This window comes from Bacillus sp. 2D03, from assembly GCF_003946765.1.
In the GTDB taxonomy this organism is placed as follows: Bacteria; Bacillota; Bacilli; order Bacillales; family Bacillaceae_G; genus Bacillus_A; species Bacillus_A cereus.
Genome location: NZ_RPSJ01000006.1, coordinates 76,301 through 95,857, shown reverse-complemented (window position 1 = coordinate 95,857; position 19,557 = coordinate 76,301). Strand labels below are relative to the sequence as shown.

The following is a 19,557-nucleotide window of genomic DNA, read 5'->3' as shown; positions in this document are numbered from 1 at the left end:
CACCTTAACTAATTTTTTTATCAATTACTTTATCATTTGGCTGTGGAATTGCTGTACCTTCTATTACTCTTTCAATATCTTTCTTTAAACCGAACCAATTTTTATTTGTATGCCCTGCAATCCACCATTCATCATTAACACGTTGTATCCAAATACGGCGATGATTCCAATACATACCTTGAATGACACCAACCATAAATATAAATCCTCCAATACCGAGAATCCAAAGCGTTAAATCTTTTCTTACAGTAAGTGCTGTTGCATTTTGCATTTCAACACCTGCAAACGACATTTTATATTTGTTGTTTCCATCTGGTTCTATATTTTGCTGAATACCAACAAAACTCACTTCACCATCTGGTGTTTCAGGTGTAAACATTTTAAATACAAATGCAGGATTGTTTGGTAATTTCGTTTTTGTATTTGGTTTTCCATTCTCATCAAAATAAAAATCAGGAAAATAGCTTAATAGTTCTAGAGAATAACCATTTCCTAAATCATATTTTTCCTTAGGATTCGTTAAATCTACTTTAATCGGTCCCCACTTTTGATTATTTTCTTTATTTTGCAAGTTAAAGGACATACTTTTAAATTCACTTTCTTTATAATCCACTTGATACACTGCAAATTGATCAAATTTCAGTGGTTCATTCACTCGAATTTCCGCTTCTTTTACTTTTTCTAATTTCGGTTTTTGTCCTGCTATATTTTCTCCTACTGCTTTATATAATACGGCATTCGTTTGGAAGTTTTTCGCAATCATTTTATCGCCTACACGATCAATCGCTTCCTCAAAAACTTCTTTGTCCTTACTTTTATCATAAACTTCTTTTATAAATTTCTCGTTTTTTAAGTAGTACTGTCCATCCGTCCCTGGTATTTCTTTCGTTTCACCATCACGTAACCAAAGTGCTTCGTCTACGTACATACTCGGTAAAAAACGAAGCATCGCACCGAATAAAAAGATAATAAGGCCGATATGATTTACATATGGACCCCAACGCGAGAAGCGTCCCTTTTCTGCTAAAACGTTTCCGTCTTCCACTTTCACGTTATAGTTTCTTTTCTTTAAATTCTTTTGCACTCTTTCCAGGTCACCATCTTGCGGTGTACCAGTCCCATATAATCTCTGTCTCTTTAAAAAGCTAGGATGTCTTTTTACACCTTGCTTTTTTAAAGCTTTATAAAGTGGAATAACGCGGTCTAAACTACATATCACAAGTGAAATACCGATAGAAGCAATCAAAATCATATACCACCATGAACCGTATAAATTATTAAATCCTAATTGATAGTATAATTGTCCTAAAAATCCGTATTCTTGTTTATAATATTCAGCTGGTGCAATCCCTGGAGTTATGTACATTTCTTGCGGAAAAATAGTTCCTATCGCTGATGCAGCTAAAGTTATTACGATTAGCCATACACCCACTTTTACAGAAGAGAAAAAGCTCCAAATTTTATCGACTATCGTTTTTGTCTGCGTGAGAGATCTCCGTGCACTCCCCTCATAGCGCATATCCAATAGTTTTGCATTTTCATTGCTTTCAAATGGTTTCCCGCAAGCTTCACAAAAAACGGTTCCTATCGGATTAACATGTCCACATTCACATTTAATTTCTTTCAACACTCTCACCGCCCCTGTATCTATATGTACTATTGTATATTCTAACCTCAAGTTACCACAATACTCAGAATTTTTAAACCAGAGGCACTATAGACACGCACCCCTTATGTAAAGGCTTTCTTTATTACGGAGTAATTTTCTTTAAATACCCTTCTAACTGTTCTTTCGTTTGTTCACCTATAATTTGCTCCACTACTTTTCCATCTTTATCAATCAAAAAGCTTGTCGGTAATGGACCTACTCCATATGTTCCTATAATCTTTTGTCCTTTATCAATGGCAACTGGGAATTTCAAACCATACTGGTTCACAAAGTTCTTTACTGCAATATCCGTTTCATCTGCATCTAACGCTATGATTTCAACACCTTTTTCTTTATACTTTGGATATAATTCATTCATATAAGGCATTTCTTTTTCACAAGGTTTACACCACGTGCCCCAAAAGTTTAAAAATACACCTTTTCCCTTTAAATCTTTTAGTTCAATTTTCTTCCCTTCTAAATCCGTCACAACAAAGTTAGGTGCTTCTTTTCCGATTTGCATTTTCTCTTTATTAGCAAAGAATCCTTGATAAAGGGTAAATCCTACAGCACCACATAAAATGAGTAGAATAATAACGCGAAATAATAAGCGATGTTTCTTCATATTACCTCTCCTCTCCTCGATAAATGTTATGTATTATCTTCTGTAAATGTTGTATTGAATAAATCACCAGCAGAGCACTCCACTGGTGAATTTTTAACTCTATAGCTTATCTTGGCTTTGTAGAAGCAAGCGCGCGTAATTGTTTCACCTCATGTGGTGTCAATTCTCTCGCATCACCAGGTCGCAGGCTTCCTACTTCTAAGAAAGCATAACGTTCACGTTTTAATTTCACTACTTTACAGTCTAACGCTTCAAACATACGACGTACTTGACGATTACGTCCTTCATGAATTGTTAACTGTACAATAGCCATCTCTTTACGCTTGTCCCAAGAAATAATTTTCACACGCGCTGGCGCTGTTTTACCGTCTTCTAACGTAACACCGCGTTCTAACATGCGAATTTTCTCACCTGTTAATGGACCTTTTATTTTTGCAACATATGTTTTTTCAACTTTATATCTAGGATGCATTAATACGTTTGCGAAGTCCCCATCGTTTGTCATTAATAATACGCCAGACGTATCATAATCTAAGCGTCCGATTGGGAATAAACGTTGTGTAATTTCCGGGAAAAAGTCCGTTACAACACTTCTTCCTTTATCGTCTGATACACTTGAAATTACGCCAGTTGGTTTATATAGTAAAAAATAAACAGGTTCTTCTTTTTCAAGAGGGATGTTATTTACTTCTACTTTATCTTGAGGAGTTACTTTTGTCCCTAACTCCTTCACTATTTTTCCATTAACTTTCACTTTTCCTTGCTGAATTAATTCCTCAGCCTTTCTTCTCGATGCAATACCTGCTTGCGCAATCACTTTTTGTAATCGTTCCATTTCTTTTTTTCACCTCGAATTTATCTTACCTTACATTAGAAAGACTTGGCAACCGCATACGCTTTACGGCTATTCGCTTCATCTTACTTAAACAACATAGCGATGATAATAAACATATAAAGGTCAAATCATGTTTTTACCCTTTATTATTGTCCATATTTTTCATATTTCTCACAATAAAAGTTCATCATTTTGTCAAAAATACCACATAAAAAAACCACTATTAAGCTACACCTTAATAGTGGTCGTATACGTATTATAAGCGAAATAGCGTAAAAAATGAATAGTATTACTGAAACAATAAAGAAACGAACACAATTGAGCATATAATCCCTATTAAATCTGCAAAAAGTCCTACTTTTAGTGCATCACCCATTTTTCTAATCCCGACCGCGCCAAAATATACAGTTAAAATATAGAAAGTCGTATCTGTGCTTCCCTGCATCGTAGAAGCCAATCTCCCAATAAACGAATCTGGCCCATATGTGGCAATTAAATCGGTCGTAATACTTAAACCAGCAGAGCCTGAAATAGGGCGTATAAGTGCTAGTGGAACAATTTCTGCTGGAACATGGATCAAATCTAACATTGGCTTCATTACCGATATCATTGCATCTAACGCACCTGAAGACCGGAATATAGAAATAGACACAAGCATTCCAACCATAAACGGTAAGATGGAAATTGCAATTTGAATCCCTTCTTTTCCTCCCTCAACGAACGATTCATACGTCGGTACTTTCTTTATTGTGCCATATAAAAGGATAAAACCAATTACACAAGGAATTACCCATAAAGAAATTGTATTTACAATACTCATTTTTTCCGCCCCTTTCTACTCCTTCTTCGGTAAAAATAGCGGTCAATCCAAATTGCTCCAATCATAGAAAGTACTTGTGCAATAAATGTTACCCCAACAATTTCAGTAGGATTCGCTGATTCATACGTCATTCGAATGGAAATGACTGTCGTAGGAATTAATGTAATGGCTGATGTATTTAATGCTAGAAACGTCACCATAGAACGGCTCGCCGAATCCTTTCCTCCATTTAACTCTTTCAGTTGTTCCATCGCTTTAATACCAAGAGGGGTTGCTGCATTACCTAGACCAAAAAAGTTTGCCATCATATTTGATAGAATAAATCCCATGGACGGATGATCCTTTGGTATTTCTGGAAACAACCTTTTTACTATCGGCATAAAAAGTGTAACTAATTTTTTTAACAATCCGGCTTCCTCTGCAATTTTCATTAAACCGAGCCAAAATACTAAAACACTAATAAGTCCTATACAAATCGTTACCGCATCTTTTGCTCCGTCAAATACAGCTTTATTCACTTCTTCCATCGTGCCATTTATCATGGCGTATACAATCCCAATGACAGCCATCGCTACCCATACGAGATTAACCATCGTTCCCAACACCTATCATGTAAGAAAAAATTTCTTTCACATTATTCCAGTAAAGTCCCGTTGTAGCTACTAACTTCCGTTTACTATAAAATAAATTCCGTTCTCCAACTTTTTCATTACCAACATAAATGTCTGTCTTCCCAACCTTTACTCCATCCGTAAGTTTTGTACTTTTATGGAGTTCAACTTTTAATACTACGTTCTTTTTTTCTTCTTCAGTTAACGGTACCGAAAAACTATTTTTCGTATAAACATGGTTGGCATACTTCTTTTCATTTATTTCAGCAATTGCTCCTTGTCCTAAAACTTTCGTTTGTTTGAAACGTTCAAAACCTTTATCAAACAAATTCATATGATCATCCCAATCACTAGAGGCACTCAAAGTTACGACAATTAAATCTAGTCCATCTTTTGATGCCGTTGTCACAAGCGTTCGCCCAGCTTTCTTCGTAAAGCCTGTTTTTCCTCCTGTTGCAAATTCATAATAAGACGTTACCAGCTTATGTTTATTTTTCCACGGGTAATCCCAAGAATCTGATTTATATGTTTTGGTTCCAAAGATTTTCTTAAATGTCTCGTTTCCCATTGCATATTTCGTTAATAATGCCATATCGTAAGCCGACGAATAATGTGATCCATCTCCATCTAAGCCATGAGGGTTTGAGAAGTGCGTATCTTTCATTCCAATTTCTTTCGCTTTTTGATTCATTAAATATACGAATCCATCTATACTCCCACCCACACTTTCAGCAATTACTTGCGCTGCGTCATTACCAGATCTAAGCATGAGTCCGTATACTAAATCTTCTAACTTCACTTTTTGTCCAGGCTTTAAATAGATTGCCGATCCTTCCACCCTCACCGCTTCATTACTAACTGATACCATTTCTTTCATCTTCCCTGATTCAGCAGCTAATAAGGCGGTCATAATTTTTGTTATACTAGCAATTTTTTGAGGCTCATGTTCTGCTTTTCCGTATAATACACGACCAGACTGTTGCTCCATTAATACAGCATTTCGAGCACTGACATTGCTGTTCATCTTTGCATATGTAGGAATCGGCATAACGCTTGCATACATCATAAGAAGCGTAATGATTACACAAATTCGTCTCATATTTCCCCCCACGTCCTTTTGGCACTTTTTGTACAAGTGTATGCTTGGCCTTTTAAAATATGAACGAAATCTTCCTTCTACTTCCATTAAAAAAGACGCAGAGAATTTGCGTCTAATATGGTGTCCATTCAATTTGTTTCGCAGTTTCAAACCTTTTTTCTACATCAGGCCAATTTACAACATTCCACCAGTTTTTAATATATTCATCTTTTCGATTTTGGTATTGTAAATAATACGCATGTTCCCAGACATCTAGTACAAGGAGCGGTATCGTATCCCATTGTGTAAATAATTGATGAAGTGTACTTTGCAAAATTTCTAACCTTCCAGACCGGGGTACCCAAACGAGAATTGCCCAGCCTGAACCTTCTACTTTAGAGGCCGCTTCTGTAAAATGTTTTTGGAAACGTAAAAAGCTCCCAAAATCTTGTTCAATTTGTTGTGAAAAAGCTCCTCTTGGACTTCCACCACCGTCTTTTTTCATGTTATTCCAAAATATCGTGTGTAAGTAATGACCTGACCCATGAAAAGCCGCTTCCCTTTCCCAATGCTTAATTAAATCAAATTTATTTGTTTTTCTCGCTTCTTCCATCATCTTCTCTGCTTTATTTAACCCTTCCACGTAACTCCGATGATGTTTATCATGATGTAACATCATAATTTCTTTAGAAATATACGGTTCTAATGCATTATACGGATAAGGTAATGGCGGGAGTGTATGTCCTCCAATTGGGACAGCTCGTTCACTATCCCCTCTTTCATATAATTCATATTCCTCTTCTTCTTGCATAAATACTTCCTGCAAGTGATGCTGAATATGTTCTACATCATCGCTTATTTCATACATAAACTCTGCATCTGTTTCATACTCATGCTCTTTCATACGCTCTAATAACGTCTGAATTTTATAAGCAAGCATATGGACATCATACACTTCCATTGCGCGGCTATCTAATACGTGAAGAACACTTTCACACCAATTTTCTACTTCATGAAAGTAATCTGTAAATACACCTTGCTGATTCATGTTGCACCTCCCTAATGCTATCCACTTAACTATATTCAATGAAAATCCCTTATATAACTGTACAAAAGGAAAAGAAGCTAAGTCACCTTAGCTTCTTTTCCTCAATCAATATTTGTGTAACATCTTTGTCTGATAATCCGTCTCATAATATTCTAGTTCTTCACGCATCAATTGAAATTTACCTTCTAAACTCTTCATCACCTGCTCCAAAGATGCAGGTGGTGTTTGTTGAAAAACGATAGAATTTTTCCCTGTATATGCAGACCGACTATTTTCATACCAATGATCACTCTTCGGTGAAAAAAACTCTGCAATTACTTGATGGTAAATCTTATATAAAATTTTTTCAGCTGCTGTTTTTCGAAATGGCTGGCTATTCAACAAAACAAAACATGCATCCTGTCCTTCTTCGCAAAAAACGAGAAGTCGTCTCATTGATGCTAATACCCCTTTATAATATTGCTCATTCCCTGCTGGTGTTTCCTCTAATAAAGAAGGTAACGTATGATAATTTACATAATTAGTTATCAAATTAATAGCATCTTCTAAAAATATAGAAACTTGTTCTGTTTGATTTTCAACCATCAAATTAGACATTTTTCTCTCTCCTTTGCCATTTCACGCTATTTCTACTCTTTTATTTTTATGTAATTCAGCCAATATTTCTTGTACTTTCGACACCGTTCCCTCATCAAAATATTGTTGAAATTCTTCCATATTATTTAAATACAAACGTTTTTGCGCACGAAGCTCCTTATCTTTCACTAAACAACATATCGCTACAATATCACGCAAATATATGTTTTGTTCTTCTACTTTATACACTGGATTTCCTTCAAAAGGAGTAATTTCTTGTAAAACTTCTTCAAAATATCGAACGTATACAACCGAAAAAGTTTTCTCTTTACCATTTAATATATATGTCACTTCAGATCTGTTAAAAAAATCTTCTGATGTATTAGGTTTCGCTTTTTCTAACTCATATCCTACGTAACCTTTTATAATCATATACTCCCCTCCCCCTCTTTCATCTTATTCTAACTTAATTTTCTGATAAACAAAATATTCTTTTAAATATACCTATATAAAAAATAGCTCGCCTATACAGGAATTTACCTTTTTATTTTTCTTGAAGTTTGTCATAATAATATTATTGTCTCAGTTTTCTTATACAAGGAGAGTTGTATTTATGTCGTTTTCATGGAAACGTTTCTTACAAATCGGGAAAATTGTCTTCCCATTTGTTGTATTAACAATTGTATTCTTTCAAGCAAAAAAAGAATTAGCGGGCATTTCTTTTTTAGAAGCGATTGATACAATTAAAAACATTCCAACTGGAGGAGTCTTTTTAGCAATTACACTTGGTGCATTCGCTGTATCAACAATGTTCTTTTATGACTATGTTATGCTTCGTTACTTAAAAGCTGATATCCCTGTCCAAAAGATTTTCCGTATCTCGTGGATTGCTAATACTTTAAATGGATTTATCGGGTTTGGTGGTCTTGTTGGAGCCGGCGTACGCACAATGCTTTATCGTCCATATATAAAAGAAAATGGAAAACTTATTAAAAGTATCGCTTGGATGACAACTGCCTTTATTAATGGATTAGCCATTCTTTCATTTCTTGGTCTCATCGGAATATTAGACACGAGATTTATTTTGCATGAAAAACCATGGCTATGGCCTGTTCTTATCTTCTTCGCTCTTTTCGTCCCTATATATATCGGATTTTCTAAATTAAAAAATAGAAAAGCGACGCAAACAGAGGAACAAGAAGAAGAGGAGAAAAACCCAACTGTTTTATACTCATTAGTTTCATTAGTCGAGTGGGTATCCGCTGGTATTGTTATGTACGTCATATTACTATTATTTGGCATTGAAATCGAATTCCAAAAGTTTTTAGGCGTATATGTTATTGCTGCTTTAGCTGGTGTCGTTAGTCTTGTTCCTGGTGGCCTTGGATCATTTGATCTTGTCTTCTTAACTGGGCTTGGGCAATACGGCATCGATACAGGTGTTTTACTCCCTGCTATGTTATTATATCGTCTCGTCTATTACATCTTGCCCTTCTGCCTTGGTCTCATTTTTGCAGCTTTTGAAATGACAGGAGTAGCCATTAAAAAGTTTGAAGATAAACCTTTTATTGCGCCTGCATTAGAGACAACTGGTGTTATATGGACTTTGCAGCGTGACTTTCTAGGAAAGTTAGGTTCTTGGGCATCTGCTGCTTTAACAGTATTTGCTGGCTTAATGGTTATTTTATCAACCATTCTACCGACAAGTATAAATCGGGCACACGCCTTACATATTCTAGCTCCAAAACATCTTATTCAATTTTCTTTTAGCTTATCGCTAACATTCGGTATTCTCCTCCTCATTCTTTCGCGGGGGATATATTACGGAACAAAACGTTCTTATTATATGACGATTGTTTCTTTAATTGGAGCGGCTATTTTTAACACACTAAAAGGAATTGATGTTGAAGAAACTTTTATTTTATTAATCGTACTCGCTGTATTGTATATGCTTCGTAAAAGGTTTGTACGTGAGAAAATGGAAGTCTCACTTTCCGATATCGTAAAAGTTTTTATATTCCTACTTGTAACGTTATATTTATATAAAAACTTAGGTATTTTATTTGCAGGTGCAAAAGAAGCTTTCAAACCTGATTTTGTCGTTCGTAATATTACACAAGTGAAACGAAGTGCATTAGCAGCTGCCTTTTTTGTTCCTACTTTTTTACTAATTGGTTCACTCATTGCAAATCGTTATCGAAATGAATTTCCCGGGCAACCAGCTAATGATAAACGATTACAAAACTTCTTAGATGAACATGGTGGAAATGTACTTAGTCATTTAGGTTTTTTAGGAGATAAACAGTTCTTTTTCAGTAGTGATGGAAAAGCACTCATTCTCTTCTCAATAACTGGAAAACGACTTATTGTACTAGGTGATCCAATTGGGGACCCTTCCTCCTATCGTACTGTATTGCAAGAGTTTTTAGCTGAGGCTGATCGATTTGGATACATTTGTGTATTCTATCAAATTGAAAGTAAATGGATGAGTTTATACCACGATTTTGGTTATAACTTCTTTAAGCTTGGTGAAGAAGCTGTTGTTGATTTAAATACCTTTACAATAACAGGAAAGAAACGCGCTGGCATGCGAGCTACTTTCAACCGTTTTGAAAGAGAAGGCTATACATTCTCTATTCATGAGCCACCTTTCTCCGACGAATTATATGAAGAGTTAAGAAAAGTTTCAGATGCATGGCTTGGTGGAAAAAAAGAGAAAGGTTTTTCACTCGGATACTTCGATCGTGAATATATTAGTCGCGCTCCTATCGCAACATTATCTGATTCGGATGGAAAAATTATTGCATTCACAACATTCATGCCTGTATATCAAAACGGATCATTATCTGTCGATTTAATGCGATATTATCCAGATGCGCCTAGCGGCATTATGGACGCAATTTTCATCCACTTATTCCAGTGGGCAAAAGAAAATGAATACCACTCCTTTAATATCGGTATGGCACCACTTTCAAATGTTGGTTTATCCACACAGTCTTTCTGGTCTGAACGAGTGGCTGCTGCAATCTTTAATAACGTTCGTTATACGTATAGTTTCAGCGGATTACGACATTTTAAAGAAAAATATAAACCAGCATGGAGCGGTAAATATTTAGCATTTAGAAAGAATCATTCTTTACCAATTACAATGCTCTCTGTAACAAAATTAATAGGAAAAAGAAAAAACAGCTAAATTCTTAGCTGTTTTTTCTTTTTTGAACTTGTACAATAAATTCTTTTTCATACTTCTTACCATTTATATAGAAATTCCCCCACATTTTATACGTGCCCTCGGCAGGAAATGTAATTCGGTATTGTAATTGTTCATCCGTATCTACAGGCATAGCGTATAAAAAATTCTCCTTCGTTTCATCCACTATATAGAGTGACTCTACTTCTCCTCTCTCTGAATGCAATTTCAATTTTTCACCCTTTTTCGCTTGAAACTGAAATGTTAACGTAACTGGTTCATTCGGATGTAATGCGCCAAATAAAAGAGAAACTTCATACTCTCCTATTTTTTTTGTAAGTACACTGTCGATTGGAAATTTCACTTTTTTCTTATTGTTCTCCTCTTTCGTTCTACCAAAATTCTTCCTAGCGAATGACTCTACGGACTTATTTTTATCTTCGTATAAAAATATTGTATATTCTTCGTCTTTCGCTATTTTGGAAGATAACTTATATGACCCGTTCCCTGCAAATGTGGGTTTAATTTGTTGTATGTTTTTTAACTGTCCATCTACAATCACTGCCCGCATTTGATCATTTACACCACGAATTTCATTATTCTTGTTGTTTAACAACTAAAATACAATATCTACTTTCTCATTTCCCTTTCCATTTGAAACATCCCACTTTACTTCCTGAACATCTCCTACAGTCTCTTCGTTTTCTTGATATTTTTTTATGTAAAATCCTCCTGCCACAATAAGTACTAACGCAATAAGCCCGATGACAAGATTTTTCAAAACATCACCTACCATTTTTATTGTCTCTATTCATACAAAACTTCTTAAGATATATATTCTAGATTATGATTTATGAAATCCTCCTATTTTGCACATATTACAAATAATAAAAAGATTTTAATTGAAAGGATTCGTAGTGTATAATGCAAATGATATTGATTTCTATCAATACACTATAAGGAGGACTTTTTTATGAGTGTACATATCGAAGCAAAACAAGGCGAAATCGCTGAATCTATTCTATTACCTGGTGATCCATTACGTGCAAAATATATCGCTGAAACATTTCTAGAGGACGTTACTTGCTATAATAATGTGCGTGGTATGTTAGGTTTCACTGGAACTTATAAAGGAAAACGTGTATCTGTTCAAGGTACAGGTATGGGTGTTCCTTCTATTTCTATTTATGTAAACGAATTAATCCAAAGCTACGGAGTTAAAAATTTAATTCGCGTTGGAACTTGCGGTGCAATTCAAAAAGATGTAAAAGTTCGTGATGTTATTATCGCAATGACGGCTTGTACTGATTCTAATATGAACCGTTTAACATTCCCAGGATTTGATTTTGCACCAGCTGCAAACTTTGACCTTTTAAAGAAAGCTTATGATGCTGGAACTGAAAAAGGATTACACGTTCGTGTCGGTAACGTTTTAACAGCAGATGTGTTTTATCGTGAAAGCATGGACATGGTTAAAAAACTTGGAGATTACGGTGTATTAGCAGTAGAAATGGAAACAACTGCTCTTTACACATTAGCAGCGAAATACGGTGTAAATGCATTATCTGTATTAACAGTTAGCGATCACATCTTCACTGGCGAAGAAACAACATCTGAAGAGCGTCAAACTACATTTAACGAAATGATTGAAATCGCTTTAGATGCAGCAATTCAACAATAATACACTAAAGAACTTGTCATACGTCTGGCGAGTTCTTTTTATGTGACTTTTTATAAATAACTACTTTATAAAGAGACAGATTTCTCCCCTCTACTTTCTTGTAACGTTTGTTATAATAAAGTGAAACTTTAATCAGTGGAGGTTTTTTCCATCCCCCACTGATTATTAGTTGAACCAATCGGATTTTACGGGCAATTGATTTCCCACTTAACTCCCTTGTATTCGCCGAATTTTGAAGTGGGAGTCTTATTGCCCGTTAAAGCGGGATAAAGAAATCATTTACAGTATTTCTCATAAGAGGTGACGTAGTGAAAAACAGAAGTATCGTCTTTAAACTATTTTTATTAACATCCACTTTATTTACAATCATATTCCTACTTTTTTTCCTAGGACAATCTCTATTTTTAGAGAAATTTTATATTAATAAGAAAGTAAAAACAGTCCAAACTGCTTTTGAAAAATTCGTAGATAATTATGATAAAAGTGATAAAAGTTATGAGCAGGTTAGAAAACTAAAACAAGAATTTCATGATAAAACAAATGCCGATATGCAGTTTTTGGACTCTAACGGTATTATTAAAAGTGATAACAATTACTATATCGATGTATTTAATCCCAACAATAATAAACAGTATTCCATTCCACTCAATAATCTTTTAACACCAGAAGAATATAATAAATTCGAAAATTTAGGTTTAAAAAAAGATGTAATAATCAATGTTGATGGAGTCGTACAAGAGAATAATATAATCACACCACAAAAATTAGGAACGAATTATAATCAATGGCAGAACGAACATTTCTATTCGGATTTTCAGTCAATTAATGGTAACCCTTCTAAGAATAGACTTGCAAGCCGATACAAATCTACAACTCGAATCGTCTTTACAGGTGTTATAACTAAGTTACAGCTCCCATCCAAAGCTGAGGTTCGTCTTGCAAATGATATTGAAACATTACAAGCCGTTCAATATTTTGCTGATATGATTAGAGAGGGCACTTCTAACTCGAACCAATTAAGTACTTTCATATTAGATGGTGGAGAAAATATAAAAAATAGTATCTTTGTAAAACCGATTATAGAAAATGGAAGGATTACAGAATATGCTTTTGCGATAGCATCTTTGCAGCCTGTTAATGAAGCGATGCTCGTTTTAAAAGATTATTATGTCTATGCCTTAATCATCGTGTTTCTCGTAATTATTTTGTTATCCTTCTACTACTCAAAAATTATTGTAAAGCCATTAATTAAAATAAATCGTGTTACAAAAAAAATGGCTAATTTTGATTTCAGCGAGAAATTACCTGTTACAGCTGACGATGAAATTGGCGGGCTTTCTGGCAGTATCAATACATTATCTGTAAATTTAAAAGATCGAATCGATCGATTAAATGTTGCTAATACAAAGTTACAACAAGATATTGAACGTGAACGTCAATTAGAAAAAACAAGAAAAGAATTCATTTCTGGCGTATCACACGAATTAAAAACACCGCTAAGTGTAATTAGAAGTTTTGCAGAAGGAATTAAAGATGGTGTTAGTAAGGATACTTCGTATTATACTGATGTTATTTTAGAAGAAACAGAAAATATGAACAGGCTGATTGTTGAAATGTTAGAATTAGCAAAGTTGGAATCTGGTACTTACAAACTAGATATGACGACGTTCTCAATCGGTGAATTAACGCAACAAGTCTACACAAAATTATTATTTAGCATGGAAGAAAAACATTTACAAGTGAACATCGATGCAGACCCTTCTATACTTGTTACAGCAAATCGCAGTCGCATTGAACAAGTAGTTGTGAACTTACTAAGTAATGCAATCCGTTATACGCCAGAGGGAGAAAAAATACAAGTCTCCATTATAGAAGCAGAAGATACCGTAAAAGTCGAAATCGAAAATACAGGAAACCCTATCCCTGAAGAAAGCCTTGAAAAAATTTGGGATCGCTTCTATCGTCTAGATGCATCACGTAGCCGTCACACCGGAGGTACCGGTCTCGGATTATCTATTGTAAAAAACATTTTAGACCTCCATCATGCCGAGTATGGTGTGTATAATACGACTAACAGTGTTGTATTCTATTTCAATTTACAAAAAGTAAAAGAAGTCAAATAATTTGTCTTAATTTCACTAGGAGTTCACATGAAATTCACACTCTCCCTTTATAGTAAGAAACAAGTTAATCCTTTCCTTTACACATATAAAAGAGGAGAGTGCGTGAAATGAAACAAGCAGGACAACCTATTCAAAATGAAAAACAATTAGAAACTATCAAAAATATACTTTTACAATCTTCGAAACGTGATGGCTTATTATTCGTATTAGCTGTAAATTCTGGCTTAAAAGTAAGTGAAATCTTACAATTAAAAGTTAGTGATGTAATCGATGAAAATGAAAATGTTCGCCATTCCATTTTATTTTACAATGAAAAAGTGAAGAAACATAAATGGTTTGCTGTAAATGAAGACTTACAGCACGCAATCGAAGACTACATGAAAGAACGTAAAACTTGGAAACGTAATGAACCATTGTTAAAATCTCAAAAAGGAACAAAATCTATTACGAGACAACATGCATGGTACATTTTAAACAAAGCTGCAAAAGAAGTTGGATTAGAAGGGATTAGCTCACATACACTTCGAAAAACTTGGGGTTATTGTGCATACAAATCAGGTGTTGATATTGCGTTTTTACAACACTTCTTTGATCACAGTACTCCATCAAAAACTTTAAAGTATATCGGTATTGCTTAATAACTCTTATACATAAAAAAGGTTACCATTTTAAAATTTGGTAACCTTTTTTATATTTCATATTCTCTTTTCTTGTCTCTCCTATACTGTAGTGGTACTCTAATAATAAGGGGGAGAAATTATGAACACACTTACAATTGAATTACCAAAAGAAACGGCTGAAAAACTTGATTTATTAAAACAAGCTTATGAAAAGAAAACAGGTGCTTCTATCTCTGAGAGCACTCTCGTTCAAACACTTATCTCAAAAGAATTTATCCAAGCGATAACTCCTTTTGATTTACAACAATTCGTCAATGGAAAAGAACAGCATTAATCGCTGTTCTTTTTTTATCTCTATTTAAAATACACAAAGTTTTTTATATATTTTTAGAAAAACCATTGACAATGATAATGATAACCATTATCATTTATTATGAAGCCAACAATTGATGAATCAACCAAACGCTCAGTAACATTGTTACCCCTCTTTTTCATATAGAAAGGCACTGTACATTCCCCCTGTTTGTACAGTGCCTTTCTTGTTTATTATCATTCAAAAAAATTTAATTGCTCCGGCTTCGGCTCACCATATGTAATGTTCATCATTTTCATAAGCTGTTTCGCATTATCTGCTGCATCCCCACCTGAATTGTTGTTAAACAGTACGTATATATCCTTTGTTTTCTTTTTTAATTGCTCTAGTCGTTCAACCCATTCTTCCAGTTCTTTATTGTTGTAGCGATATAAACAGCGAACCGCTCTCCAATTTTCCCCTTTCTCAAGCCAACCATGAACATTTCGACCGTGAAAACGTATTAATGCCATGTCTGAATTCGTAACCTCTAACACGAGTGGCACAGAACCTATCCCAGCCTGTGGTTCATCACAAATTGTATGAATCCATTTCTCCTGTTCTAGAAACTGTAACGTCTTATCTCTCATTTCTGGATAAAACCATGTTTGATTTCGAAATTCTATTGCACATGGTAAACCTTCCATTTTTTCTTTCGTATATCGAAGAAAATCTACATTTTTCTTTTTGCAATCAAACCATGGTGGATATTGAAATAAAATTGTTTTTAATTTATCAGCTTCTATTAAAGGAAGAATAGACTGTTTATACACATTAAACATCTCATCGAACGTAGAAAAAGGAATTTCACCTTTCATATGTCCTGTCATTCCTTGATACGCTTTTACGACAAAAGAAAAATCTTTCGGCGTTTCCATTGCCCATTTTATATAATTTCGTGCAGGTTGCATTGCGTAAAATGAACTATCCACTTCCACAATAGGAAAATACTCGCTGTATGTTCGTAATTTATTTCTATTTTCATAGGGATTTATGTATAAAGAATCATGATCTCCCCATCCTGTCACTCCAATAAACAGCACATATACCCCTCCCTTTTTAACTTCATCTTCTATTCACTTTGCATCATGTAGCCTTTTCTTTAAGGGTATCCTTATAAAAATATGATATACTATATGGAAGAATTTTTAAAATGAGGGGTTATTTATTTATGCTTCCAAACGATGCTACTGTATCTCATGAAAAACGAATTGAAGAACTAGAAAATAAAGTACGTTTTTATGAAGAACTTGTGAATCAATTACCACATCATTTCACATACAAAAATCCACATATTGGTTTACGAATAAAGAAAACTAGAACGACTCATTCCATTCAAGAAATACCAAAAGAGAATAAAGAGGCTCATTTTCAACTTACTTGTGATTCATTATTTTTATTTGAACAACTTGAAAAACACTTTGTACATATTTTTGATGCCTTTTCACATCATGTAACCTTTATCGATAGTAAAGGGAATATTACTTTATGTAATCAAGTTGCTGCAGATGATTTCGGTATAATACGAAATGATATTATCGGAAAACCGATTCAACAATTACTAAACTTGCCGGAAGAAAAAATTAAAGCGATTGAAACATTAAAAACGGGAACAGAAATATATAATGAAGAAGTTTTAGACAAAAACTATGGCATTATAAATAACCGAATTATTCGCGATTATAACGGGGAGATTTTTAGAGTTATTAGTGTCTTTCATTATTTAAATACAGAACGTGATGCAGAGAAGTTTTCGTTAGCAGGGCGAATCGCAGCTGGAATTGCACACGAAGTACGAAATCCTCTTACAACAGTACGAGGATACTTACAATTTTTACAAGAAAGCGTTTCTCCATCAAATAAAGAGTTATTTAAAAACTTGCTTATCCCTGAATTAGATCGTGCAAATAATATTATTACAAAATTTTTAGCCATTTCAAAAACACGGGAATTTACAAGAGAACCGTTTCCCATCAATACATTTTTACGTGACTATATTCAACAGTTACTAGCTAGTGAAGTTTCCTTGCATAATATTTCAATTGATTATAACTTCTCTAATGAATTAGATGATATTTTAGTCAATATTGATCGACATGAACTTGTTCAAGTGTTTTTAAATCTATTTCAAAATGCCGTCGATGCTCAAGGCGACAAACCTCTTTCTATTCAAATTACTAGTTATCGCCTTAATAACTTCATTCGGATTACTTTCACAGATAATGGAATTGGTATTCCTCCAGCTATTCAAGAATATATCTTTGACCCATTCTTCTCAACGAAGGATTCGGGAACAGGACTAGGCTTGTCAGTAACAAAAAAAATCATCCAAAATCATAACGGCACATTAAAAATGACTAGTAATGAAGATGGTACAACTTTCACTATTTCAATTCCAATCTTACCTAAAACAACCCTTGAAAAATTAAATCAATGTAAATAGAGGACTAATCCACGAACTACATGCCAATTGTTAAACACTCCCAACAATTAGCATGTAGTTTTTTATGTTGCACTTTTCTTCTTTACATTATATAAACCTTTCTCTATATCTTACTTATTTCTTTCGTAGGTGGGCCAATTTCTTATTTTTTTAGAAATGGTAGTTTGTCCATCACGAATTTAGTATAAATTTCATTTTAATATATAGTAATGACTAATGATTCTATGAAAGAAAAGAATGAAAAGATGAACAATAAAAATAAAGGAAAAGTATTTTATGGTAATGATTGTTGCGAAGTAAGAGCATGTAGCCATATTAACATCCCTAAGTCAGAACTTACAGAATTTGTTAGACTTCTTCAAGCTCTTGGTCAAGCTATTCAAGCTGTCTTTCAAAACCCTTCTCAAAATAATATCGACAACTTAATCGCGGCCCTAAATAATCTACAAAAATTCCTTAATTGCTTAGATTTATCTCCAGCACAAAAACAAATTGGAAATTCTATTATTGCTAATCTATTAACTATTTTAAGAACAACACCTTTCTCATGCGGAGCATTGTACGTTGAGCTACAAAGTCTGCTTAATTATTTACTGTATATCGCTAAATTATTCAAAGTAGATTGTTGTACGATCGACAAATTAGTTAAACTTATAACAGAAATCCAAACTATCCTAGTTCAATACGGATCAGGTTGCCTTGGAGGGGGAGCAACAGGTGCTACTGGTGCTACTGGACCTCAAGGGCCAGCGGGCGCAACAGGTGCTACCGGACCTCAAGGTATTCAAGGACCAGCGGGCGCAACAGGTGCTACTGGTGCTCAAGGACCAGCGGGTACTCCAATTCCTGTAACTATCGCTGCAATTGGAAACTCCAATCCACAAACTATATCTCCTGGAACAAACCTCCAATTCAATCAAGTTTTTGAATTAACTAATATCTCTTTCAACGATACTTCAGATACTTTAACAATTTTAGAAACAGGAGTATATGATATTAGTTTCTCAGCGTCTACAACTTTCCCAGGATCTTCACCATTTGGATTCGGTATTTCATTCAATGGTCAACCACCTACTCGTAATTTCTCAACTAATGTTATCGGTAGTGCTGTTTCGTTCTCTACAATCGTTACTTTACAAGCTGGTACAACAATTTCTATACAGCCTACGGCAAACACTATTTCTATTCCTAACACAGGCGATACAACTGCAACACTATCTATATTCCGAATTTACTAATTTTCACTCAATAAGTATATTGATAATTGTATGTATTGATTAACCGTGCATTAAATCTCTCTTTATATAGAAAGGAGCACTTATTTGGGAGGATAAGTGCTCCTTCTTTACGTTTCTTTACCTCAAATTTACTCTATCTTAATCCTCATTTTGTATGATAAATAGTGAAGTCAAAGATATGAAAGAGGGATGAAAATGAGAGTTATGTCACTAATACGCATTTGGATTGCTCTTATGGTATGCATTATTTTATGTGTAGGATTTTTTTTAACTCTAAAATATTCCACTATTTCAAAAGCAGATAGAAAAACTGTTCCATACAAAATTTTGTATACGAAACAAAGCAACATCCCTTATTCCAATGCAACAAAAAATGAAAAGAAAGTTATAACGGGAATGCTTATTACGAAAGCTTCTAGTTCCGAAGCGTTACTTCAAATTGCTGAAACGATTAAAGATCAGTATACAAATAAAAAAATCGATGAAATTACACTTTCTATCCACAATGAAAATAATGGTAATTACGAAGAAGAATTACCTTACGAACCTATTAGTAAAGGAAAAATAATTGTCACATACGATTCTCAATCCTTTGGCAATACGAACATTATACTTAACGAGTAGTAACTAGTACGGAGAAGGGATAATTTCAATCGTTTAAAATTTCAT

Annotated in this window: 18 protein-coding genes and 1 pseudogene; 8 read left to right on the top strand and 11 right to left on the bottom strand. The window is 34.2% G+C overall.

Annotated features, from left to right (window positions below; all coding sequences use genetic code 11):
- Nucleotides 1–4: 4 nt before the first annotated feature.
- The 9 genes from resB to EBQ15_RS15145 form a co-directional block, all read right to left on the bottom strand.
- The gene (resB, locus tag EBQ15_RS15185; RefSeq protein WP_000910521.1) at nt 5–1,630 is read right to left on the bottom strand and encodes a cytochrome c biogenesis protein ResB; all 1,626 of its coding nucleotides are present in this window, start codon (nt 1,628–1,630) and stop codon (nt 5–7) included.
- A gap of 121 nt (nt 1,631–1,751) precedes the next feature.
- Nucleotides 1,752–2,273: a thiol-disulfide oxidoreductase ResA gene (gene resA / locus EBQ15_RS15180; protein WP_000716609.1), complete on the bottom strand. Its 522-nt coding sequence runs from the start codon at nt 2,271–2,273 to the stop codon at nt 1,752–1,754.
- 106 nt (nt 2,274–2,379) lie between these two features.
- Entirely contained in the window at nt 2,380–3,108 is a 729-nt protein-coding gene (rluB, locus tag EBQ15_RS15175) for a 23S rRNA pseudouridine(2605) synthase RluB (RefSeq protein WP_000440556.1), read from the bottom strand.
- Nucleotides 3,109–3,397: 289 nt separating this feature from the next.
- Nucleotides 3,398–3,928 carry a spore maturation protein SpmB gene (gene spmB / locus EBQ15_RS15170; protein ID WP_000029514.1) on the bottom strand — a complete coding sequence of 177 codons (531 nt, stop codon included), beginning with the start codon at nt 3,926–3,928 and terminating at the stop codon, nt 3,398–3,400.
- Nucleotides 3,925–4,521, bottom strand: a complete 597-nt coding sequence (gene spmA, locus EBQ15_RS15165; RefSeq protein ID WP_000247811.1) for a spore maturation protein SpmA — start codon at nt 4,519–4,521, stop codon at nt 3,925–3,927. Before spmA ends, spmB begins: the two co-directional genes overlap by 4 nt.
- The gene (locus EBQ15_RS15160) at nt 4,514–5,638 is read right to left on the bottom strand and encodes a D-alanyl-D-alanine carboxypeptidase family protein (protein WP_001252637.1); all 1,125 of its coding nucleotides are present in this window, start codon (nt 5,636–5,638) and stop codon (nt 4,514–4,516) included. The genes spmA and EBQ15_RS15160 overlap by 8 nt, the downstream gene beginning before the upstream one ends.
- Before the next feature lie 112 nt (nt 5,639–5,750).
- Entirely contained in the window at nt 5,751–6,665 is a 915-nt protein-coding gene (locus EBQ15_RS15155) for a superoxide dismutase (RefSeq protein WP_001075739.1), read from the bottom strand.
- Nucleotides 6,666–6,770: 105 nt separating this feature from the next.
- A complete protein-coding gene (locus EBQ15_RS15150; RefSeq protein WP_000067556.1) occupies nt 6,771–7,262 on the bottom strand; it encodes a YpuI family protein in 492 nt (163 codons plus the stop codon).
- 21 nt (nt 7,263–7,283) lie between these two features.
- The gene (locus EBQ15_RS15145) at nt 7,284–7,673 is read right to left on the bottom strand and encodes a hypothetical protein (protein WP_000584365.1); all 390 of its coding nucleotides are present in this window, start codon (nt 7,671–7,673) and stop codon (nt 7,284–7,286) included.
- A 181-nt stretch (nt 7,674–7,854) separates the two neighbouring features.
- Here EBQ15_RS15145 and mprF point away from each other — a divergent pair, with 181 nt between their 5' ends.
- Nucleotides 7,855–10,434, top strand: coding sequence for a bifunctional lysylphosphatidylglycerol flippase/synthetase MprF (gene mprF, locus EBQ15_RS15140; protein WP_000010893.1), 2,580 nt, complete (start codon nt 7,855–7,857; stop codon nt 10,432–10,434).
- A 4-nt stretch (nt 10,435–10,438) separates the two neighbouring features.
- Here mprF and EBQ15_RS15135 read toward each other — a convergent pair.
- A pseudogene (locus tag EBQ15_RS15135) lies at nt 10,439–11,227 on the bottom strand (hypothetical protein).
- 177 nt (nt 11,228–11,404) lie between these two features.
- Between EBQ15_RS15135 and deoD the strand changes: the two are divergent.
- From deoD to EBQ15_RS15110, 4 genes are all read left to right on the top strand, one after another.
- Nucleotides 11,405–12,112, top strand: coding sequence for a purine-nucleoside phosphorylase (gene deoD / locus EBQ15_RS15130; protein WP_000110707.1), 708 nt, complete (start codon nt 11,405–11,407; stop codon nt 12,110–12,112).
- A gap of 308 nt (nt 12,113–12,420) precedes the next feature.
- The gene (locus EBQ15_RS15120; protein ID WP_000797517.1) at nt 12,421–14,235 is read left to right on the top strand and encodes a sensor histidine kinase; all 1,815 of its coding nucleotides are present in this window, start codon (nt 12,421–12,423) and stop codon (nt 14,233–14,235) included.
- A gap of 107 nt (nt 14,236–14,342) precedes the next feature.
- On the top strand, nt 14,343–14,873 hold the full coding sequence (locus tag EBQ15_RS15115; protein WP_000806236.1) for a tyrosine-type recombinase/integrase: 531 nt from the start codon (nt 14,343–14,345) through the stop codon (nt 14,871–14,873).
- Between the two features lie 121 nt (nt 14,874–14,994).
- On the top strand, nt 14,995–15,189 hold the full coding sequence (locus EBQ15_RS15110; RefSeq protein ID WP_001094860.1) for a DUF3924 domain-containing protein: 195 nt from the start codon (nt 14,995–14,997) through the stop codon (nt 15,187–15,189).
- Between the two features lie 215 nt (nt 15,190–15,404).
- Here EBQ15_RS15110 and EBQ15_RS15105 read toward each other — a convergent pair whose 3' ends face one another.
- Entirely contained in the window at nt 15,405–16,250 is an 846-nt protein-coding gene (locus tag EBQ15_RS15105; RefSeq protein ID WP_000897356.1) for a DUF72 domain-containing protein, read from the bottom strand.
- A 128-nt stretch (nt 16,251–16,378) separates the two neighbouring features.
- Here EBQ15_RS15105 and EBQ15_RS15100 point away from each other — a divergent pair, with 128 nt between their 5' ends.
- From EBQ15_RS15100 to EBQ15_RS15090, 3 genes are all read left to right on the top strand, one after another.
- Nucleotides 16,379–17,650 carry an ATP-binding protein gene (locus EBQ15_RS15100; RefSeq protein WP_000937238.1) on the top strand — a complete coding sequence of 424 codons (1,272 nt, stop codon included), beginning with the start codon at nt 16,379–16,381 and terminating at the stop codon, nt 17,648–17,650.
- A 224-nt stretch (nt 17,651–17,874) separates the two neighbouring features.
- Nucleotides 17,875–18,888 (top strand): Gly-Xaa-Xaa repeat protein, encoded by a 1,014-nt coding sequence (locus EBQ15_RS15095; protein WP_001999397.1) that lies wholly within the window; start codon nt 17,875–17,877, stop codon nt 18,886–18,888.
- Nucleotides 18,889–19,083: 195 nt separating this feature from the next.
- Complete coding sequence (locus tag EBQ15_RS15090; RefSeq protein WP_001265577.1) at nt 19,084–19,512, top strand: hypothetical protein; 429 nt, start codon at nt 19,084–19,086, stop codon at nt 19,510–19,512.
- Nucleotides 19,513–19,557: the final 45 nt, after the last annotated feature.